Here is a 20,436-nt window from a genome sequence, read left to right on the forward strand (position 1 = left end):
TAGATAACAAGAGCAAATTAATTTTTGCCTTGTTATCTATTGTCGATTCAGAATTGAAATATAATAATTACTTATACATTTAACGGGTGTTTTTTCTTAAGATTTCATTTTATTCAACTAGTTAATGGGCTTTATTTGTGTTTTTGATACAAATAAAGGTAAGTTTTATAAAAAATCGCATTGAACTCAAATAATTTATTTAAATTGCTACCGTTTTATATTGTTTATTACAAAAAATATTTTTATGTTAAATTATAATTATAATATATGAAGTTAGATGAGTTATAAAAAAGCTTAAATGAGTGTGATTGTAATTTGACTTAAGGTGTGTGATGTTTCGTATATTACTTTATCTCAAACCAATACAATTAATAATTCTAATGATTTTAAAACGTAATTTTAGCTATAGATCGATTTTGCTTACCTTTTGTCTCCCTATGGTAGCCAAGCGGGCGGTGGTTCACTGAGTCTCAATGCCAGCAAAACCGAGATGCACAGCGATTACCAATCGGTGGATAAACAAACTGGCATCAATGCAGGCAAAGCCAGCAACACCACTCATACAGCGGTATCGGAAGGTGAGATTGTTATTTGCGATAAGGCAAATCAGAAACAAGATGTTACTGATTTAAGTCGATATACAGACAATGCCCATGAGAAGCTGAATATGATTTTTGATAAAGAAAAAGAACAGAAACGGATACCCATCTAAATGGGCTAAAATTGAATGGCTAATAAAGAATAAGAGTAAAAAAATAGTTTATTATTTAATGATAAACATCTTTAAATTATATTAAATAATCTAGGCTCATCAATGCTGATAATATTCAGGAATAAAAATCCAATGTATAATAAAAAGCTAAAAGTGGTTTATATATCGTATGATTTTTTAAAGTTAATATAGCGAGTTTGTTTTTACTATTTATTATGAATCATATTTTTATGCTTTATTGTGATAAAATGTTAAATTGGTTTATTGTTCTTAAATGAAAGTAATCAAATGCCAAATAATACTAAATAATTAATGGACAAAAGGTGACTTATTATCTAGTGTGTTGTTCCAATATGTTAGTTTAGGAAAAAATCACAAAAGGTAGCATATAATGTCGAATATTTTATCATTAGATAGTGATAATTTCTCGAGTACACTTTACCCTCTAGAGCAAGATGAGCAACAAACTGTAGTTGTTTATTTTTCGGCTTCTTGGTGTTTACCGTGTAAAAATATGTATCCTATTTTTACTAAGCTTTCTGAGTGTTTTCAAGAAAATAACATCGATTTTGGTATTGTTGATATTGCTCAATCGCCCACTTTAGCTCCTCGATACGGTATAAAATCAGTGCCGACAATTGCGGTTTTCCAAGATACTCGGTTAATCGATATTATTGCAGGAGAAGTACCATTTAATAGGGCATTAATGGTATTGGAGAAAACGCTCGGTAAGCGTTAATATTCAGCGAATATATTTAATAATAATGATAAGACATTCATAATGTTAATACTGATATTAGAAGGGCTATTGATAGGCTGTCTACTAGGTTTAACGGGAGCGGGAGGTGGAATTCTTGCTGTTCCTGCTTTAATGGCAAGCCAAAATTGGAGTGTAGCATTAGCAGCACCTGTAGGGCTTTTAGCTATTACAATAGCGGCTTTTATTAGTGTTATTCAAGGGCTTATAAAAAAGAATATTCGCTATAAAGCAGCTATTTGGATAGCACTATTGAGTATTCCTTCTGCTAAGTATGGTATTTACCTTGCCCATATTGTCCCTCCAGTTTGGTTAACGCTTATTTTTAGCCTTGTTATGCTTTATGTCGGGGGACGTATATTTTTCAATCGGGGTGATGAGCAAAATGATGCACATTGTTTAATTAATACAGAAACTGGGAAATTTATTTGGAACACTAAAACAGCGTTAATCTTTGGGGGAATTGGTGTCATTACAGGATTACTTACTGGCATGTTAGGTGTCGGTGGTGGCTTTATTATTGTTCCTGCATTGCGAAAATTCACTAATTTGAATATGAAGAGTATTATCGCAACATCATTAATGGTTATCTTCTGTATTGGTAGTATTAGTATTTTTATTAATGTCTGGAATGGGTTTCAATATCCTAAAGAAATTAGCATCGTTTTCATTGCTTCATGTGTTGTTGGCTTATTAATTGGTCGATTAATAATGCATTATATTTCTAATAAAGCCATTCAAATACTATTTTCAAGTGCTGTTATCTTTGTTGCCTTAGGGTTGATTTCATCAGTATTGATTGAATTTAATGTTATTTGAAATAGGTTTTAAATATCACTTATTAAATAAATTTTTATAATTCATGCAGTGTGTCACTATTTTGAATGTTCAATCATTTATTCTTCTTTAAAAAAGTAAATTTGATTTATCTTCAAGCTCAAAAAGGTATAATGAACCATCGCATTTTTCTACCCTGATAATAGTGAAATGGATTGCTAATATACTCTTCTGGGTAATCATTAAAGGTTGACTAGTATAATTATGACAAAACAAGATAGCTCAACAACGATAATTGATATAGCTAAACGTGCTAATGTAACTGATATTACAGTCTCTAGAGCATTTAATCATCCTGAGATGGTAAAGAAGGAAACTCGAGATAAAATATTAGCGATAGCACAAGAGCTCAATTATGTGCCAAATCTTTTTGCACGTAATCTGAAAAACAAAAATAGCCGCATAATAGGTGTGGTTACTGATAGCACATTTAACCCATTTTATATCGTACTAATTCAAACAGTCTCACGCTTAGCGAAAGAAAAAGGCTATCAAGTCATGATTTTTGATTCAGATAGTGATGAAAAAGCAGAAAAAACAGCAATCGAAACATTAGTCAGCTACAAAGCGAGCGGTATTTTACTATCGCCAGTTCGTGACGATAAAGACTATCAACCAAGTTACTTATCATTAATTGATCAACATAATGTGCCTTTAGTTTTTGTTGACCGTTCAATTTATGGTTATCAAAATAAGTATTCAGGACTGTTTTTGAAAAACTTTGAAATTGGCGCTTTAACAGGAAAATTTCTTAACCAGCAGAATAGTGAAAACACACTGATTGTTTCAGGGCCAGAAGGATCTGAAATTAGTTTGTCTCGTTTAGCGGGTATATATGAAAATTTTCCAAATAGAAAAAATATTAATGTCTTATACAGCAGTTATATGTTTAATAAGAATGATGAAGATTATCTAAGAAAAAAAGTTCAAGAGCTTTATACACCAAATATGTATATTGTTGGGTTGAATGGAATTATCACGGCAGGGATGTATAAAATTATTTTAGAGCTAGGCCTTTCTTGCCGTTATTTTTCTGTAGATTTACCACCCTATGCAGATACTTATCATTTATCTATTTCTGGTGTACATCACGATTCGGTATATCTTGGTGAATTAACAACTGAGTTATTGTTTTCTGAAATAGAGCGAGATTCACATAAAGACCATAAAACAAAACAGATATTTGTTGATGGGAAACTTGTTGTTTATTAATAAGAGTTAGAAAGAAAGTCCTTTGTGATTTATATACTCTAAAGAATTTTAGTTGTATATGAACACAGTCAACACCCATGCAACTTGAAGTATGGCGATTATAGATAGGCAGGTAATGATACCTGCCTATCTTAATGGCGATGAGGTATTATTAATTTAGCGTTTCATTGAGCTAATTAAGGTAGCGCCCCAAATAATTAAACCTTTTACAATATATTGAACATAAGGTGAAATACCTAATAAATTTAAACCATTATTAAGTACGCCTAAGATCATTGCGCCAATCAGTGTGCCAATGATCATACCACGGCCTCCTGCAATTGAAGCGCCGCCGAGTACGACCGCAGCAATAGCATCTAACTCAAATCCTACCCCTGCATTGGGTTGCCCACTCATTACTCGAGAGGTAAATATTAACCCAGCGAATGCAGCAGTAAAACCGCTAATAACGTAAACTAACATTTTATAACGTTCAACGCGGATACCACTGAGGCGTGCAGCTTCTTCATTACCGCCAATGGCGTAAATATAACGGCCAAAAGAGACATGATTTAGTACAACATAGAAAATAAGATAAAGGCCAAGCATTAATAAAATAGGAACTTGAATTCCCATTAATTCTTCGCGTCCCCAAAAAGCAAATTCTTGAGGTAACCCTGACACTGGGTAGCCACCGGTATAAATTAAGGCTAGCCCTTTAGCAATAATCATGGCGCCTAAAGTGACAATGATTGGTGGCATTTTACCATAAGCGGCTAAAATTCCATTAATGAAGCCAAAAGCAACACCGGATAATAAGCCCAGAGCAATTGCGGCGTAAGGGTCCATTCCATAATATTTCATTAAGCCAGCCATCAAGGTTCCAGAAAGCGCCATAACAGCACCAACGGACAAGTCAATTCCACCTGTTAAGATAGCAAATGTCATACCAATAGCGATGATGGCATTAATAGAAACCTGACGAGCAATGGTCGAAAGGTTATTTACAGTTAAAAAATGTTCATTAAAAATGGACATGCAGACAAATAAAAGAATTAAACCAACAAGTGGTAAAAATGCAGGTATTTTTGTTAGCTTAGAAAAACTAAATTTATTTTTAGTTAATGGAATTGCACTTTGATTAGACATAGTCGTTATCCTATATAATATTGCCGGCCGCATGTACCATGATCTGAGTTGAGTTTATTTCGTCTCCAGTTAACTCAGCAGCAATTTCACCATCTCGAAAAACCAAAACTCTATCACTGACACCAATAACTTCTGGTAGCTCCGATGAAATCATAATAATGGAAATTCCTTTTTCAGTTAGAGAGCGCATTAACTGATAAATTTCTGATTTTGCCCCAACATCAATACCTCGGGTGGGTTCGTCGAAAATAAGAATTTTGGCTTGTTTATTTAGCCAGCGAGCAATAACAACCTTTTGCTGATTTCCACCACTTAAAGTAGAAACCGCGGTGTGAGGTTCTGGTGTTTTAACTTTTACTTGGGAAATTAAATCAATAGATAAAGTGAGTTCTTTTTTATTTTGAATTAAAAATAATTTTTGAGCATGATTGTTTAACCATATATTTTCTTTAACGGAAAAGGGCAATACAAGGCCTTGAGTTTTTCGGCTTTCTGGTAATAAACCGATACCTAATTGCAATGCAGCCGCAGCCGATTTAACTTTAACTTCTTTGCCTTCTAAAATAACTTTCTTCTTATATGCTTTATCAGCACCGATCATGGCAAGAATAGTTTCTGTGCGACCCGATCCCACCAACCCCGCAAGCCCTAAAATTTCACCTCTCTTTAATTGAAGGTGGTTAGTTGGGCTATATGAGAAACGCTGAACTTCTGCATCTAAGATGACTTCTTGCTCGTTGAATTGGCGTTTATGAGGATAAATATTCTCAACTTCACGACCAACCATCATTTCGATAATAACGTCTAAATCTGTTTCATCGACCTTACGCGACCCTATATATTGTCCGTCACGTAGTACACTGATGGTGTCACAGATTTCATAAATTTCTTCTAGATGGTGGGAAATAAAAAACATTCCAACCCCTTTAGCTTTTAAATCACGCATTACATCGAATAAATGGTTTGCTTCATTGGGGGTTAATGTCGCAGTTGGCTCATCTAACACTAAAATTTTAGCATCCAAAGACAGAGCCTTTGCGATTTCAACAAACTGTTGCTCTGCGATACTTAAATGGCTAATAGGTTCATCAATATTGATGTTTACACCCAGCTCAGCTAGGATTTCCTGCGATTTTTTTCGCATTAATTTTCTATCTAATAAACCAAACTTATTTTTTAACTCTCGATTTAAAAATATATTTTCAAAAGCGTTTAAATAAGGAATAAGAGAAAATTCTTGGAAAATAATACCTACGCCAGCTTTGATGGCATCTCTGTAGTTATGAAAGGTGTGTTCTTTGCCTTCAATCAGAATTTGTCCGCTATCAGGTTTATGTATTCCACATAACACTTTCATTAGCGTTGATTTACCTGCGCCGTTTTCACCTAATAATGCGTGAACCTCCCCTTTTTCTAGGGAGAGATTAATATTATCTAACGCCTTAACCCCAGGGAAAGTTTTACTGACATCTTTTAATGCTAATAATTGCATCATATTGCTTCCCTATATTTCTCAACTGCTTAAAAATGGGTAACAAAGCCATTTGGAATTTTTATTCCAATATGCATTTAATAATTAATATTTATGAAAATGTATTGCACCGAACATCAGAAATACAGGTGCAATACATTGGTTATTGATAACTAACTATTACCAGTGAAAATCTTTAGCATTGGTTTTGTCGATCAATTTAACATCAATTGGGACTTCTTTAGGGACATTAGCGCCCCAGTATTTTGCTAAGCCCATAGCTAAACCAATACGAACTTGGTCACGAGGGAATTGCGCTGAAGTAGCAATAAATGGAGAGTTACCTTTGGCAATTTCAGCAACCGCTTCAGGAGAACCGTCAACACTTACTAATTTGACATCACGACCAGAGGACTCAATCGCTGCTAACGCACCTAAAGAACCGACATCGTTAACACTGAAAATCCCATTTAGCGTTGGGTTTGCTTGCAACATATTTTCTGTAACGTTCATTGCAGTATCACGTTCTTGTTTACCGTTCAATTTAGTTACGATTTTGATATTTGGATATTCTTTCATCGCTGCTTCAAAACCACGAACACGCTCAAGAATTGGCACAACAGGAATACCATCTAAAATTGCCACTTCGCCTTTGCCGCCTAGTGCTTCACCTAAACGTTTACCTGCCATTAAGCCAGCATCATAGTTTTTAGAACCAACGAAAGAGTCAATTGGGCCATTTGCTTGAGCATCAATGGCGATAACTACAACTCCCGCTTTTTTCGCTGCCAGTACAGCTGTTTCCGCACCAACGCTATCTGCCGGGTTTATTAACAGAATATCGATTTTTTTCTGTAACATATCTTCGATATCACTGGTTTGTTTTGATACATCATGAGCCGCATCAGAAATGTATAGTTGTGCGCCCATATCACCCGTTGCGCTCTCTAAGGCTTCCTTCATGGTGACAAAATATTCATTGTTTAATTCTTGAAATGACATACCCACTGAAACTGGCTTAGCGGTAGCGTTAAATGCCATACCTAAAGTCAGTACACTTGCAGCGACAGCTAACTTTTTAAATTTACTCAGCATAAGATGTTCTCCTAAAAGAGCGTTTAATTATATGTAGGGTTTTTACTTATTTAGTGTTTATTTGAATTATCAATTATTACTGCCAGTTAAAACATGTTTATGGCTTGATGACGACTTTAATTGAGTCTGCCGATTTCGCCATGACAAAGGCTTCTTCCCAATCATCGATGGAATAGAAGTGAGTAACGATATCATCAGCACTAACTAAGCCACGGCTAAATAGGTCAATAGCGACTTCATAACTATATGGCCCTAAGTGAGCACCGCGGATATCGAGTTCTTTGCGGTCACCAATGATTGACCAGTCAACTGTTGTTTCTTTACCAAACACGCTGAATTCCACGAAACGGCCAAGTTTGCGGATCATTTCTAGCCCTTGAGTAACACCGATTGGTGCACCCGTTGCTTCAATATAAACGTCACAGCCATAGCCTTCAGTCATATCTTTGACTAATTTAATCGCATCTTCTTTCAGTGGATTGATAACGACATCTGCACCAAATTTTTTTGCTAATTCAAGGCGCTCATCAATCGCATCAATGACAACCAATTTTTTCGGCGTTTTTAATTTTGCGACTTGGATCATGCACAGCCCTAGTGGGCCTGCACCTGCAATGACGACGACGTCATTTAAATCAATATCACCACGGCGTACAGTGTGGATAGCACAAGCCATTGGCTCAATTAATGCGGCATCTTTATCAGATAGTTCATCAGGGATTTTATGAATAATGGCGCGTTCTGAAAAACGCATATATTCAGCCATACCACCGTCGGCAACTTCTTTTTGGAAACCGTAAATATCATGGGTTTCACACATCCAGTATTTGCCAGACTTACAGAAACGGCACTCCCAGCAAGGGACTATCTGTTCTGCTAAGATGCGGTCACCGATTTTCAGTTTGAATTTTTCAGCGGAGCCTTCACCGAGCTCTGCAACGCGGCCATAAAACTCATGGCCAGGAACTACTGGGGCTTTGATCCATGGGTCATCTCCCCAAAACATTTGAGCACCATCGTTGGCTTTACAGTCGCCAGCACAGATCCCGCACCCATCAACTTTGATGACAACTTCTCTAAATCCTGGCGTTGGTCTTTTAATATTTTCAAAGCGATAATCATGTGGGCCATGACAAACAACTGCTTTCATTTTTTCAGGTAGGTTACTCATGTTCTAAGACCTCTTTCTAGTTGTTAACCCTAATGTTGACGTCAACATTAAGCGTTTTTTTATAACGCATTTGCTTTAGTTTTTTAACGCTTAACTATCAATATTGATATGTATGTAAGAAAAATGGTTGTTTAATGTTATAGATAAAATAAATTTTTTTTAATATGACGACGTCGTCATTTTTGAAAGTCAGTATCTTAAAAACTAAAATTTGTGATTTAAGCCCTAATTTTAGTCACTTAATTGAGTACTTTCATTGGGAAATGAGACTGCCGAAACTGACTTTGTAACATGATGAAAATCATAATAAAAATCTTAATTCATTCCTTATTCTGTTTTTTTAAGAAATGAATATGAAGCCGAGTATAATTATTTTAACTATTTTCAGAAGTGAATATTTCATGCAAAAACATTTCAGCTCACACTTTTGAATGAAAACAAATTTAAACTACATTTTATAAAGAGATATTGAGTGGTTAACAGGACATTATTTTTAATTTATAAAATTTAATTTAAAAAATTAAATAGAGTAATGAGTCATTTTGATACGCTGCTATAATATTTTCTTTGCAGATATACCTATAGGTATTAAAAAAATAGCTTTATACCTTGTAATTGTATTTTACCAATTAAGCAAAGTATAAAGCTAAATAGAGCCAAAGTTTAACTTCATTTTGTCAATAAAATCATTTTGTTATATTCTAAAGAGGGTGAGGAAACCTCACACCCTAGTGTTAGACAATCATTGGTGCAATGATAAAACCGAAGGCGACACCTGCAATAATTCCACCTAGCCCTGGTAGCATAAAGGGGTGATTTAAAATATATTTTCCAACCCGAGTAGACCCTGTAGAGTCGAACTCAATGGCAGCTAATGATGTTGGGTAAGTGGGTAAGACAAATACCCCGGTGACGGCGACAAAAGAGGCCAATATTGCCCATGTCGGGACATCCAAGGCGATGGCTAATGGAATAATTAACGGTGTTGTGGCACCTTGTGAATATAACAAGGCACAAGTTAAGAACAGAACTAAAGCCAATAAAATAGGATATGCAGATAACACATCTCCTGCGATGGCCTTGATTTGGTCCATATGGGCATCAACAAAAGTAGTGCCTAATGTCACAATTCCGAGGATCACCGCAAGAGAACTCATTCCTGAGCGGAATGTTGGTGCTAGTACAATGGAATCCGGTGATGTTTTACAGAAAACTACCATCAAACATGCTGCACTTAGCATACAAATGATGATGATATCTCGTGTTCCCATCGGCTTACCAATATCAAAACCAGGACGTAATTGTGGGAATGCAGCGAGGATCACGATAGCAATAGTGGCAATAATGAATAGAACAACAGAGAATTTTTCTCTCGTTGTGCTCTCGCCTTTTTTCTCTTCGTACTTATGCACTAAGCCTTTTTGTAAACGTTCTAAATAGACCTCATCGTTTTCAAGTTCGCAGCCTTGACGCGATGCAATAAAGGCGGCAACCATAGCAGCAACAAAAGAGGCGGGTAAACATACTGACATGACAACGATAAAAGTGATGCCGTTACCTTCCATAATTGTCAACATCGCAGCCATTGCTGCACTGATTGGAGAGCCAGAAATAGCAATTTGTGAGGCAACCACTGAGCCTGCTAATGTTCTTGATGGTCGGATACCCGAATCTTTCGCAATTTCCGCTATCACAGGCAGCATAGAAAACACAATGAAACCTGTACCAGCCATGATAGTCATCACCCAAGTGGTAATTGGTGCTATTATATTCAAATACTTAGGATTTTTACGCATAAATTTACTGGCTAGGCGTACTAGATAATCCATCCCACCAGCAGCTTGTAATGCCGAAGCTGCTACCACGACCGTCATAATAATTAAAATAACATCAACAGGTGGTGATCCAATGGGTAAACCAAACCCGATGGTTAATACAGCTAATCCTAATCCACCACAGAGTCCTATACCTATTCCGCCCATGCGAATGCCAAAGAATATTGCACCTAATACAACAATGATTTCTAGCCAAACCATAATCGTCTCCAATAGACAATATATTGTCATTAGTAATATTGAAAAATTAATTTTTGATAATTGATATAAGTTAAATATTTTTATTTATCATTAAATTTTGTTTTCCGACTCTGTTTTCATACCAGTGAATACTTGCTCTGACTAATGAGCTGGTTGAGTCGATATATTTATCTGGATAATTATTTATTTCATTTGCAAGAATGACGGGGACTTCAGTACAGCCAAGAACAATAACTTCAGCTCCTCGAGAAAATAATGTCTCAGCTTGTTTTTTCATAATGGACTCAGCCATCTTTTTATTTCCTGACTTTAATAAATAAATGCTTTCCATTACATTTTCTTGGCTTTTTTTATCAGGAGTAATGCAATTTAAATAATTTCTCTCTATATTTTTTTGGTATAACCCCATATACATGGTGGCATTTGTTGCAAGTAATCCGATATTTTTTTTCTTAGTTGCTAGTACCTCTTTCATTGTCGTTTCAACGATACTTAGCATATCGACGTGGCAAACCTCTTTCAGTTCACTAAACCAAAAATGTGCGGTATTACAAGGTATAACAATGCATTCGGCACCTGCATTTTCTAGCTTTTTCAAATAGTCAGTCATTAAAGGTAGAGGAGATTCACCATGGTTTAATAGTGCGTCCGTTCGGTCTGGTATATCAGGAATAGATGATATAATTAAAGGAATATGCTCTTGGTCTCTATTTACCACGGTATAATTTACGAATTTATTAAATAAATCGACAGTAGCGGCAGGCCCCATACCACCTAATACACCAATTAAGCCTTTCATTTTAATACCCCTGCATTTCATTAGTCTTTTTATAAAATAAAAAACAATAAGCACTTATCTTTATTAATTTATTTAACATATACTTTAATGTTAAAATGGTTATTAACTTATTTATAACTGCCTAGCCTGTGGTTAATATTTATCAATGTTTATCTAAAATGAGAAATGCAAGTAAGTATGGTTTGATGCAAGATATGCATTAAGAGTTTTTATTCAAAATAAAAGCATTTTTATAAATGGCTCTGAAAGCCTGAATAGACTGGGCTCTATGGATTAAAAAAATCAAATGAAATTAATTTTTGATTTTTGTTAATGTTTTAAATGGTAGGGCTATGCATAATACAAATAACGCCACTACAAATTTAGTTTGATTATTTAACCAGTCATTAACTTAAAATATCAATAAAAATACTTTTGATTTTTTATATTTTAACAGCAAGTCAATTTAAGGCTTAATAAGATGAAAAATATAGAAACAAAATGGCTATATGATTTTTTAACACTAGAATCGTGCCGACATTTTTCTCATGCAGCAGAACAGCGAAGTATTTCTCAGCCCGCATTTAGCCGTCGTATTAAAGCTTTAGAGGAAGCTATTGGCGTTGAATTATTTGATAGAACGACGTCCCCTTTACAGTTGTCTGAAGAGGGCAAAATTTTTCATTCTCAAGCGCGTAGTTTATTACAACAACTGGAATGTAACTTAAATGAATTATCCGGCCATAATGTATTGAGCCTACCGAATATTAAAATTGCTGCTGCTCATTCGTTGTCGTTAACATTGCTCCCAAAATTAGTTCACGGGCTGTCTGGTTACGGTGGAGAATTTGTTTACCATGTTGAGGCTATTGATGTCGTACAAGTTGTGAACACATTGAGAGAAGGGAAAAGTGATTTTATTATCTCATTTTATGATGAAGATTTAATGCAATCACCATTTTCCTCATTGAATGTATTTGAATCTGAATTATACCCAATTTGTGCAGCGGATGAGCAGGGTAAGCCGCTATTTGACATCTATCAACCTCAAGTGCCGCTGCTGAATTATACCAGTGCTTCATATATGGGAAGATTAGTTAATCGTCGGTTAAGTGAGTTTGGTGCGATCAATTCAAAAACACTTTTTATGTCATCAATGAGTGAGTTACTAAAAAATATGGCTTTGGATGGCCATGGTATAGCATGGTTACCCATTTATTCTGTAGTGAATGAATTGAAAGAAAAAAAACTTGTTTGTTTGGATACACCCGAATTAACGATACCTATCCAAGCGTATATCTACCGCATGGATACACGACTAAATAAAACTGCAGAGGATTTTTGGCGTATTTTGAAAAAAAATATTCCAGAGGATTTACGGAATTTATAGTGGGGAAAGGTAATTTATAAGTAAATAACCTGCGAATATAAGCAGGTTATTTAAGTAATTCGCCTTTTATTTAGCGGAAATATAACACCTTAAAAGTGAGAAAATTAATGATCTAGAGAAACAGAATGCACATATTCCAACTGTTTTAAAGAACAGTAAAATTCAGGTAAAGTGATTTTTTGGCGTACTAATAGCTTTAAATTTACCTCGACGCGCTCTTTCTTGATATCTCTGATAGTGAGATTCTCAATTAAGTCCTTATGGTTTTTTAGATACTCAATAAGTAAAGGTACACCTTTTTCATGAGTAAATAGCATACGAACTTTAATTTTTCCTAGTTTTTGGTTTTTCATCTGAAATAATGCAACTTGGGGGCTGAGTTGTATTGCTAAGAAAAAAAGAACTGTAACTATGACCGCATGCCAGTAGAACCCGGAACCGCATGCAATTCCAACACCGGCAGATGCCCAAACAATGGCTGCGGTTGTTAGGCCTGAAATTGCATCATCACGTCGATGTAATATAACGCCAGCACCTAGAAAGCCTACTCCACTAATTATTTGTGCAGCTAATCTCATTGGGTCGCTACGTATATTGTCAGAGATATTGGCGTAATACTCCGCTGACTGAATAGAAACTATGGTTAATAAACAGCTAGCAACGGCAATAATGACACAAGTTTTAAAACCAACAGGCTTTCCCTTTGATTCACGTTCTAGGCCAATTAAGCCGCCTAAAACAAAGGCGGCCAGCAGTTTAGAAATACTTGATAGTGATAAAGGGCCAATGGTGTCGACAAACTGTATAAATAAATCCATGGCTTGCTCCTGACGTAGCCTTAGCCTTTCCTCGATTTTTACTGTGTATACTCGTAATCCTTCAAGTTGCAGTGGTGTTGACTACGCTCAGCTAGCCGAGTCACATAGTTTATTTATGTTCCCCATCTATCTTCGCTTGTCGCCTACCTGCAACTCAAATTATTTGGGTATAGCAACGTTATTTACTACTTTTTCACCTTCGTTATTTTTCTTTTTAGATACGTCGTCTTTAAAGAAGAAGATAAAGAAAACGGTGACAACAGCGGCGACGATAGCCGGGTAATGCCAGAATGTTCCCCATTGTGGCAATGCTGCGCTACCTGTCTCTGTGACAGTTGAATTAAAGATTTCACCACAAATTGTTGAAGCAAATAATAAGCCAAAGCCATTTGAAACAATAAAGCGTAAACCCTGAGCTTGCGCTCTGATCTCAGGTTTGGCTTTACGGTCAACGTAGATATCACCTGCTGTAAAGAAGAAGTCCCAGCATAATCCTTGAAGCATCAACCCTATAATAATGAAGTAAAAACCGGAATCTACTGCGGCATAAGAGAATAGCATTGAGCGAATAATCCAACTTACCGCGCCAAGAAGTAAGGTAATTTTGAAACCGAACTTCATTAAGAAGAAGGACAGAACGAACATAAATAGGACTTCACATGCAATACCAATTTGCATGATAGATGCCGCATTATCGAATCCCAGTGTTTTAATAAATACAGGAATATAAGCGGAGTAAGCTGTTTTCGGTATCATTAATACAAAGATGCTAAACATTAAGATAGCGAAATAGCGGTCTTTGAATAATGAAAGTGCATCTAAGCATAGAATATCTCTAGCGGAGAAAGGTTTACCTTTCGCTTTTGGCGGTGTATTTGGCAAAGTAAAGCAGTAAAAGCCTAATAATACAGCAACAGCTGATGCGATATACCAAGTCATGGTACTACCTGAAAAGCCCATTTCTCCTAATATAAATCCGATAGCCATAAAACCGAATGTGCCAAATACACGAATAATAGGGAAATATTTCACGCCATTAATATGAGAGAAGCTGATGCTATTAGAGAGTGCAGTTGTTGGATAAAACAGTAGCCCAATAATGAAAATCATAAACAGGGTCATACCGCTATTTTGTGCCTCAATAAATTGAGGAACACATAGAATAACGGCCGCATTAATTAAATGCAGTGTTCCCATTACCTTTTGTGAGGCAAAGAAGCGGTCTGCAACCATACCAATAAATAAAGGAGAAATAATGGTTGCCACACCTAATAAAGCGTAGGCATTACCAATAATATTTGCCATCCCATAAGTACTTAACACGAGTCCCATTGTCATATTCCATGCCCCTTGCATGAAATATTGCACAAACATCATAATGAGTAAGCGAGAGGTTATTTTCATATCCATGATTAGTTTTCCTCTTAATGTGCTTCTAGCGTTAATCCGTCATAAGCAACACGGATATTATAAGGTGCACAAATCGCTTCTAATTCTTCATGAAGTAATTTGCCACTATGGGAAATATGTGAAACAGCAATTTGAGTTTCTGAATGCAGACAGCCTTGTTGTTGCAGTTTTTCTTTGGCTGCAAATACAGTTTCTAAGCTCATGTGGTTATCTGTACAGTTTTTCCCATTGAGTCCGTAAGTGCATTCAAATACGACAATATCAAGCTGTTTATTTTCCAACCATTTCCATGTTAATTCAGGGAACCAACCTGAATCATGTCCATAAAAAATAGCTTTCCCATCCTTTTCAATGTGATAGACGTAGCACAATTCCCATTTAGCATGGTTTGCGAGTAATGGCGTAATTTTATAACCATTTCTTTCTACAGTGACAAAAGGGATTAAGCAGTGGAAATCGAAACGTTCTTTGCTATAGCCAGGCAGAACATCAAGGCAGCCATTAATTGCTCGGTCATTACCAAAAATATGTAATGGATGGTAAATTTCAAAACCATAACCTTCCATGCGGCTAAATAAATCACCGACATTAAAATGGTCAGGGTGAGTATGGGTAAATAGCAGGCTTTCAAACTTGGTTGCATCCATTCCATCACGCATTAACTGATAGCTAAATGTCGGGGAAACATCGATCAGCATAAGATCATCTACAATAGCGGAAGAATGGGTTCTAATATCTTTCCCCCCGAGCTCTCTTGCTCTCTGGCAGTGCTCACAACGGCAGAAAGGATTTGGTATACCTTCAGAAGCCGCGGTGCCTAAGAAGTGAATTTTCATAATAATTACCTATATTTTATTGTTTTATATGTATTTTTTTAACCCTGATGTTGGCATTCAAATAAAAAACAAAGATATTTGAACGTTCCAATAATAATATTGGGGATTAATTTTGCCAATAAATGTTATTTTGATCAGTGATCTCATTCAAAGAATATTTTCAATGACATTGATTTTATTAGTTTTTATTTTCAAATTGGAAAATGGCAATAAAAAAAGTATTTATATTACTAGCTTGCTTTATAAACGAATTAATTATGGAACGTTCAAAGTAATTATCAGTAGTCGCGATAAATAATTCAGGTATGCTATTGGTAGCAACAACCAAGGTGAAAAAAACAGATGGCAACAATCAAAGATATCGCAAAATTAGCAGGTGTTTCTCATGGGACTGTTTCTAACGTATTGAATAAACGGGGAAATGTGAGTGTTGAAAAAATTGAAGCAGTCTATAAAGCAGCAAAGCAAATGGGGTATCAGCTAAATACACAAGCTCAATTATTGAGAACCAATAAGAGTCAGAAGATAGCAATACTATTACCGCAATTAGTGTCTGATAAGTATGCAATATTTTTTAATTCATTTAGGCAATCAATGGCTCAGTATCCAGAGATAACTTATGATCTATTCTTGACGGATGATCTGGAAACGACAGAACTAGATGCATTACAAAAAATTGCGGCAGGTGGTTATAGGCAAGTAGTGGCAGTCAGTTGTTTGCAGGATGCCACTATCTATTTTGATACCTTAAAATTAGCGGCGTCTCAAATTATTTTTATTTACCGTCAGCCCACAAATGCTTACCACTTTTTCACACTGGATTACTCTCAGGCAACTGATGCGATATGCCAACAAATAGCCACAAGTCGAAGTCAATTAGTAGGTATTTTTAGTGATGATCATGGAAATCTAGAGAACGCCACTTTTGTCAGTGAGTTACAAAATAACCTTAAACAGAAGGCTCCGAATAAAAAATTTATTATTATTCGTGCTTCTAATGATGAATCTTATAAGGCGGCTTTTGATTTTTTCTCTGGAGAGCAGATTCCTGATTTATTTGTTGCTGAAGACATTGAAAAAGCGAGTTTTTTAACCCAAGCAAGTTTTTTTGGTAGCGAAGGTGATTGCCCCGCAATTTTTGCTTTAAGCGGTAACATTCCTCCTATACTAAAAGGGTTACATTGCTTCCCAATGAACTATGCACAATTAGGGTTGGAAGTGGTCGATGAACTGATGAGAGAAGATCATGAAAAGAAAACTGCGGGGACAAATACTGCCTATGTTCGTAATCAAAGTGGTAACCTTTATACGGCAACATCGGCAATAATTACTGACAATAAATCTGATCCAACCCTGAATTTACTCATTTTACCGAGTCCTTCAACAAACGCACTTAAAAAACTACTGCCACATTTTTATAGACAAACAGGAATTAAGGTTAATTTAGCGGTTTATCCTTATGATGAAGTTTATCAGATATTAGGGCAACTCCATTTACACCCTTATTATGATTTACTACGTATCGATATGGCCTGTTTTCCCTGGTTTGCGGAGCGCATTCTACAACCATTAGATAAAGTAGGAAGAGGGGTGACTGATTTATTAAATAACTTTTCCTTACCGACTCAGCAAAAATATAGTTTGGTGAATGATACTGCTTATGCCATGCCATTTGATGCCAGTGCGCAAATGTTGTTTTATCGTAAAGATCTCTTTGAAGATCCTATTTTAAAAAGAATGTATTACGAGAAAACAGGGCAAGAACTAATAGTACCCACTTCTTTTACTGAATATGATCAGGTAACTCAATTTTTCACAGAGCTACATGAAGAAGGTGAGTTTTTACGGCCTATTGGTGCATCAACGACGTTAGGTAGTGCAGGGTTAATTGCCACTGAGTATTTATTAAGGTATTACGCCGCTGGCGGAAAATTGATAAGTAATGGCCATATTCCTAGGTTAGAAATGCCATTAGCGGGTCAAGTATTAAATGAATACCTTCATCAGGTTTCTATGACAGAAAATATTCATAATAAATGGTGGAGTGAATCCGTCGAGCAATTTGAGCAAGGAAAACTAGCCATGTTAATTGCTTATATGAACCTATTTAACGATGTCGCTTATAGTAATATTTTCCCTAAAATTGGCTTTGCTTCTGTACCTGGGGGAATTCCTCAATTGGGGGGGGGAGCATTAGGGGTTTCTCGCTATAGCCAAAAAACTCATTATGCAGAACAATTTTATCGTTGGCTCTATTCACCGATAGTAATGGATCACCTCATATTATTGGGTGGCAACAGTAATCACCAAGATTTCAGCCATAATCAAGAGATTTGCTATCGTTATCCATGGATGCCGCTGGCGTATCAAGAAATAAACCGAGGGATCCGTGAGTCTTCAATTCCAAACGGTAAGTTGTTTAATTTACGCCAAGCTGAAGTCATTATTGGGCAAGGTATTACTAACGTTGTGAACAAAATCATGACGATAGATGAAACGATTGAATATATTAACCAACGGTTATTAGTTGATACGCAAGGCGAGAGATAAATATCGGTTTAATTAGAGTTTTAAATCAGCGGATAAACATATGATAAGGCGTCATTACTTTTCAATTTTATCCGCACAAGCTATCTTCTTCGCAAAAGTAATTTGTGATGAAGAGCGTTTTGCTCAGTAATTTTATAGGTAGATACAAAGCAAAAACCCGCCTTTTGGGCGGGTTCTTTAAATAAGTGGTGCCGGACTCGGAATCGACTTTTCATTATAACTGGTTGTATTTAAATCTATTAATTGAATTTGATTTTATTTATACCCTCTTTTGTACCCTCGGTCCGTTTGGTGGGTTTTGTTGAGCACGGTTGGGGCGATAGAGCGCAGCAAATAGATTGGTTTTTTGCACAGATGACAGGTGTAATTATAACGTATTCGAATCCTTTTTAAGTATACATTTAATGGGGATCATGTTCATGTTAATTGTTTCTAGTATGAATCATGGTATTGCCAATTTGATATGCTTAATGATGTCTTATTGTGTCATTTTTGTTTAATTCCTCAATGTCTAATTCAGTTAAGATCCAACGGTTTGATATGTGCCATTGAATACTAATCAAAGTGGAAGTAGGCTTAATTTATCCATCCAATATAGGATAAACTCAAAGTGATCAGTACTTATTCAATTCAATGTCACACACATGACACACGCATAAGGGCCATCTCTGTCTTGGCGACGTTCAACATAAACAGCTAACACGCCACGACAATCTGGCACCTCCTTACCAATATAATGTTCGCTATTACCAACCCATTTATACTTTCCCCTACAATAACGAGCAAGGCGAGAGCCTAAATGTTGCTGATGGATCTTCATTGCTGCGGATTTACGGATGATATTCATGGTTCACCTCATACTAAGCCATGTTCAGCGAAAGAGAAGATTTGCTGACCACCGATGATCAGATGGTCAAGTACTCGTACTTCAATTAGCTGCAATGCTTTTATTAATTGTTGCGTGATAGATTTATCCGCTTGGCTTGGCGTGATATCGCCTGACGGATGGTTGTGTGCAAAGATAACGGCAGCAGCATTAAAATGAAGTGCTCGTTTGACGACTTCACGAGGATAAACCTGTGTGCTGCTAATCGAGCCAGCAAACAGGGTTTCACTGCTTATCAACTGATTTTGTTGATTCAAGTAGAGCACAATAAACGCTTCACGCTCTAATGCTGACATTTTTAGCCGTAACCAATCCCTCACATTTTGCGTTGATGTAAAAGCAATACCCGGTTCACGCAGATACTTATCCAGTATGGTCAACGCACGTTTGATAGTACGTTGTTCATTAGGAAGCAGTGTTAAGGTATTCGTATAAGTATTGATACTCTCCATCGTTAATATCTCCATTATTACGAGGCTAGTTGAAGCATATTTTCAGCCATCACCCACAAGGCTCGGTTAAGCTTCACATCACCATCAATCCCATTCACTGAACGCGTGCGAGCGCGTTTACCTTTGGCATTCCTGCCTGATAATCCTCCTTTAATTAAATTTTCTTGCAAACGTTGGTACACCGTCCAAAGATCGTCCTTCTTATCTTCTACACGGCGTGGCTGTAATACTTGCGCTTCGGTCACAGGTTGATGTGCTTCACCATAACGATATGTGAGAGCAGATTGAGCAAAGATGTGTTGGGCTGGTGGCGGTAATAATAGGGACTGCATGGCATCACGTTGCTCATCCATGCGTTCAAATAGCCCTAACACTTCATAAGCCCCTTCAATCACTTTTTCCACCACATCGCCCTTGTGCGGTACACGCACCTCACCAAAGGTTTGTCCGCAAATTAAGCCATTCTGACAAACGAATCGGAACATCCCCGGTAACATCTGATAACTCGATGAGCCATCATGACTATTGAGCAAGATAATCTCAGGCACTTGCTGACTGGTGATTTGACCTTCACGACGTAGACGTAACAGATGCTTAGTATGATCACGACGGCTGTCATCTCGTACACGAGTTTGACAGGCAAAGAACGGGTAAAAACCTTCTTTCTGTAAATTATCGAGTAAGGTAATAGTAGGAATATAAGTGTACTTTTCGCTACGAGATTCATGTTTTTCTTCTGAAAACACACTGGGTACGGTGCGAAATAACTCTTCGATGGTTAATGGGCGGTCACGACGAATAGAGCAAGCATTGCCAAAACGGGAAGCTAAACGAGACATAGGGGTTCTCCTTAGTAATTAAACTGATAAATAATTCGATAAATGGATTAAATGAAGA

At 36.5% G+C, this 20,436-nt stretch carries 18 protein-coding genes; 6 read left to right on the plus strand and 12 right to left on the minus strand.

The genetic code is table 11. The features are described from left to right. Window positions 1–427 precede the first annotated feature (427 nt). The 4 genes from M1F17_RS04090 (at window position 428) to M1F17_RS04105 (ending at window position 3,518) form a co-directional block, all read left to right on the plus strand. Window positions 428–712 carry a hypothetical protein gene (locus M1F17_RS04090; protein ID WP_004905253.1) on the plus strand — a complete coding sequence of 95 codons (285 nt, stop codon included), beginning with the start codon at window positions 428–430 and terminating at the stop codon, window positions 710–712. Between the two features lie 391 nt (window positions 713–1,103). Next, a complete protein-coding gene (locus M1F17_RS04095) occupies window positions 1,104–1,451 on the plus strand; it encodes a thioredoxin family protein (protein WP_096864752.1) in 348 nt (115 codons plus the stop codon). Between the two features lie 42 nt (window positions 1,452–1,493). Then, the gene (locus tag M1F17_RS04100) at window positions 1,494–2,288 is read left to right on the plus strand and encodes a sulfite exporter TauE/SafE family protein (RefSeq protein ID WP_004905249.1); all 795 of its coding nucleotides are present in this window, start codon (window positions 1,494–1,496) and stop codon (window positions 2,286–2,288) included. A 222-nt stretch (window positions 2,289–2,510) separates the two neighbouring features. Next, window positions 2,511–3,518 (plus strand): LacI family DNA-binding transcriptional regulator, encoded by a 1,008-nt coding sequence (locus M1F17_RS04105; RefSeq protein WP_004905247.1) that lies wholly within the window; start codon window positions 2,511–2,513, stop codon window positions 3,516–3,518. A gap of 156 nt (window positions 3,519–3,674) precedes the next feature. On the opposite strand, the gene M1F17_RS04110 is transcribed toward M1F17_RS04105, so the two are convergent. The 6 genes from M1F17_RS04110 to M1F17_RS04135 form a co-directional block, all read right to left on the minus strand. Next, window positions 3,675–4,646 (minus strand): ABC transporter permease, encoded by a 972-nt coding sequence (locus M1F17_RS04110; RefSeq protein WP_004905244.1) that lies wholly within the window; start codon window positions 4,644–4,646, stop codon window positions 3,675–3,677. Window positions 4,647–4,656: 10 nt separating this feature from the next. Further along, entirely contained in the window at window positions 4,657–6,141 is a 1,485-nt protein-coding gene (locus tag M1F17_RS04115; protein WP_094963062.1) for a sugar ABC transporter ATP-binding protein, read from the minus strand. 156 nt (window positions 6,142–6,297) lie between these two features. After that, on the minus strand, window positions 6,298–7,158 hold the full coding sequence (locus M1F17_RS04120) for an ABC transporter substrate-binding protein (protein WP_370661211.1): 861 nt from the start codon (window positions 7,156–7,158) through the stop codon (window positions 6,298–6,300). A gap of 151 nt (window positions 7,159–7,309) precedes the next feature. Then, complete coding sequence (locus M1F17_RS04125) at window positions 7,310–8,383, minus strand: erythritol/L-threitol dehydrogenase (protein WP_004905239.1); 1,074 nt, start codon at window positions 8,381–8,383, stop codon at window positions 7,310–7,312. Window positions 8,384–9,117: 734 nt separating this feature from the next. Then, complete coding sequence (locus M1F17_RS04130) at window positions 9,118–10,419, minus strand: anaerobic C4-dicarboxylate transporter (protein WP_094963063.1); 1,302 nt, start codon at window positions 10,417–10,419, stop codon at window positions 9,118–9,120. Between the two features lie 70 nt (window positions 10,420–10,489). Next, window positions 10,490–11,218: an aspartate/glutamate racemase family protein gene (locus M1F17_RS04135; RefSeq protein ID WP_164455024.1), complete on the minus strand. Its 729-nt coding sequence runs from the start codon at window positions 11,216–11,218 to the stop codon at window positions 10,490–10,492. A gap of 460 nt (window positions 11,219–11,678) precedes the next feature. On the opposite strand from M1F17_RS04135, the gene hypT reads away from it, so the two are divergent. Further along, a complete protein-coding gene (gene hypT, locus M1F17_RS04140; RefSeq protein ID WP_004905229.1) occupies window positions 11,679–12,587 on the plus strand; it encodes a hypochlorite stress DNA-binding transcriptional regulator HypT in 909 nt (302 codons plus the stop codon). 104 nt (window positions 12,588–12,691) lie between these two features. Here hypT and M1F17_RS04145 read toward each other — a convergent pair whose 3' ends face one another. From M1F17_RS04145 to M1F17_RS04155, 3 genes are all read right to left on the minus strand, one after another. After that, window positions 12,692–13,405, minus strand: a complete 714-nt coding sequence (locus M1F17_RS04145; RefSeq protein WP_004905226.1) for an MgtC/SapB family protein — start codon at window positions 13,403–13,405, stop codon at window positions 12,692–12,694. A gap of 159 nt (window positions 13,406–13,564) precedes the next feature. Next, on the minus strand, window positions 13,565–14,815 hold the full coding sequence (locus M1F17_RS04150; RefSeq protein WP_004905224.1) for an MFS transporter: 1,251 nt from the start codon (window positions 14,813–14,815) through the stop codon (window positions 13,565–13,567). A gap of 14 nt (window positions 14,816–14,829) precedes the next feature. Beyond that, complete coding sequence (locus M1F17_RS04155) at window positions 14,830–15,651, minus strand: MBL fold metallo-hydrolase (RefSeq protein WP_206277949.1); 822 nt, start codon at window positions 15,649–15,651, stop codon at window positions 14,830–14,832. A gap of 342 nt (window positions 15,652–15,993) precedes the next feature. Between M1F17_RS04155 and M1F17_RS04160 the strand changes: the two genes are divergently transcribed. Further along, window positions 15,994–18,201, plus strand: coding sequence for an extracellular solute-binding protein (locus M1F17_RS04160; protein ID WP_094963068.1), 2,208 nt, complete (start codon window positions 15,994–15,996; stop codon window positions 18,199–18,201). Window positions 18,202–18,826: 625 nt separating this feature from the next. Here M1F17_RS04160 and M1F17_RS04165 read toward each other — a convergent pair. From M1F17_RS04165 to M1F17_RS04175, 3 genes are read right to left on the minus strand one after another with little or no spacing between them, the layout of a single operon-like run. After that, on the minus strand, window positions 18,827–19,048 hold the full coding sequence (locus M1F17_RS04165) for a DUF987 family protein (protein WP_004917300.1): 222 nt from the start codon (window positions 19,046–19,048) through the stop codon (window positions 18,827–18,829). 8 nt (window positions 19,049–19,056) lie between these two features. After that, window positions 19,057–19,539 (minus strand): JAB domain-containing protein, encoded by a 483-nt coding sequence (locus M1F17_RS04170; RefSeq protein ID WP_014656726.1) that lies wholly within the window; start codon window positions 19,537–19,539, stop codon window positions 19,057–19,059. A 17-nt stretch (window positions 19,540–19,556) separates the two neighbouring features. Further along, entirely contained in the window at window positions 19,557–20,378 is an 822-nt protein-coding gene (locus M1F17_RS04175) for a DUF932 domain-containing protein (RefSeq protein ID WP_318837248.1), read from the minus strand. Window positions 20,379–20,436: the final 58 nt, after the last annotated feature.

Source organism: Providencia sp. PROV073 (assembly GCF_033688125.1).
Classification (GTDB): domain Bacteria; phylum Pseudomonadota; class Gammaproteobacteria; order Enterobacterales; family Enterobacteriaceae; genus Providencia; species Providencia hangzhouensis.

Coding starts and splice junctions, on each gene's coding strand:
- M1F17_RS04105 (WP_004905247.1), top strand. CDS start 2,511: ATGACAAAACAAGATAGCTCAACAACGATAATTGATATAGCTAAACGT.
- M1F17_RS04115 (WP_094963062.1), bottom strand. CDS start 6,141: ATGATGCAATTATTAGCATTAAAAGATGTCAGTAAAACTTTCCCTGGG.
- M1F17_RS04160 (WP_094963068.1), top strand. CDS start 15,994: ATGGCAACAATCAAAGATATCGCAAAATTAGCAGGTGTTTCTCATGGG.
- M1F17_RS04145 (WP_004905226.1), bottom strand. CDS start 13,405: ATGGATTTATTTATACAGTTTGTCGACACCATTGGCCCTTTATCACTA.
- M1F17_RS04095 (WP_096864752.1), top strand. CDS start 1,104: ATGTCGAATATTTTATCATTAGATAGTGATAATTTCTCGAGTACACTT.
- hypT (WP_004905229.1), top strand. CDS start 11,679: ATGAAAAATATAGAAACAAAATGGCTATATGATTTTTTAACACTAGAA.
- M1F17_RS04135 (WP_164455024.1), bottom strand. CDS start 11,218: ATGAAAGGCTTAATTGGTGTATTAGGTGGTATGGGGCCTGCCGCTACT.
- M1F17_RS04150 (WP_004905224.1), bottom strand. CDS start 14,815: ATGGATATGAAAATAACCTCTCGCTTACTCATTATGATGTTTGTGCAA.
- M1F17_RS04165 (WP_004917300.1), bottom strand. CDS start 19,048: ATGAATATCATCCGTAAATCCGCAGCAATGAAGATCCATCAGCAACAT.
- M1F17_RS04100 (WP_004905249.1), top strand. CDS start 1,494: ATGTTAATACTGATATTAGAAGGGCTATTGATAGGCTGTCTACTAGGT.
- M1F17_RS04175 (WP_318837248.1), bottom strand. CDS start 20,378: ATGTCTCGTTTAGCTTCCCGTTTTGGCAATGCTTGCTCTATTCGTCGT.
- M1F17_RS04155 (WP_206277949.1), bottom strand. CDS start 15,651: ATGAAAATTCACTTCTTAGGCACCGCGGCTTCTGAAGGTATACCAAAT.
- M1F17_RS04130 (WP_094963063.1), bottom strand. CDS start 10,419: ATGGTTTGGCTAGAAATCATTGTTGTATTAGGTGCAATATTCTTTGGC.
- M1F17_RS04120 (WP_370661211.1), bottom strand. CDS start 7,158: ATGGCATTTAACGCTACCGCTAAGCCAGTTTCAGTGGGTATGTCATTT.
- M1F17_RS04170 (WP_014656726.1), bottom strand. CDS start 19,539: ATGGAGAGTATCAATACTTATACGAATACCTTAACACTGCTTCCTAAT.
- M1F17_RS04125 (WP_004905239.1), bottom strand. CDS start 8,383: ATGAGTAACCTACCTGAAAAAATGAAAGCAGTTGTTTGTCATGGCCCA.
- M1F17_RS04110 (WP_004905244.1), bottom strand. CDS start 4,646: ATGTCTAATCAAAGTGCAATTCCATTAACTAAAAATAAATTTAGTTTT.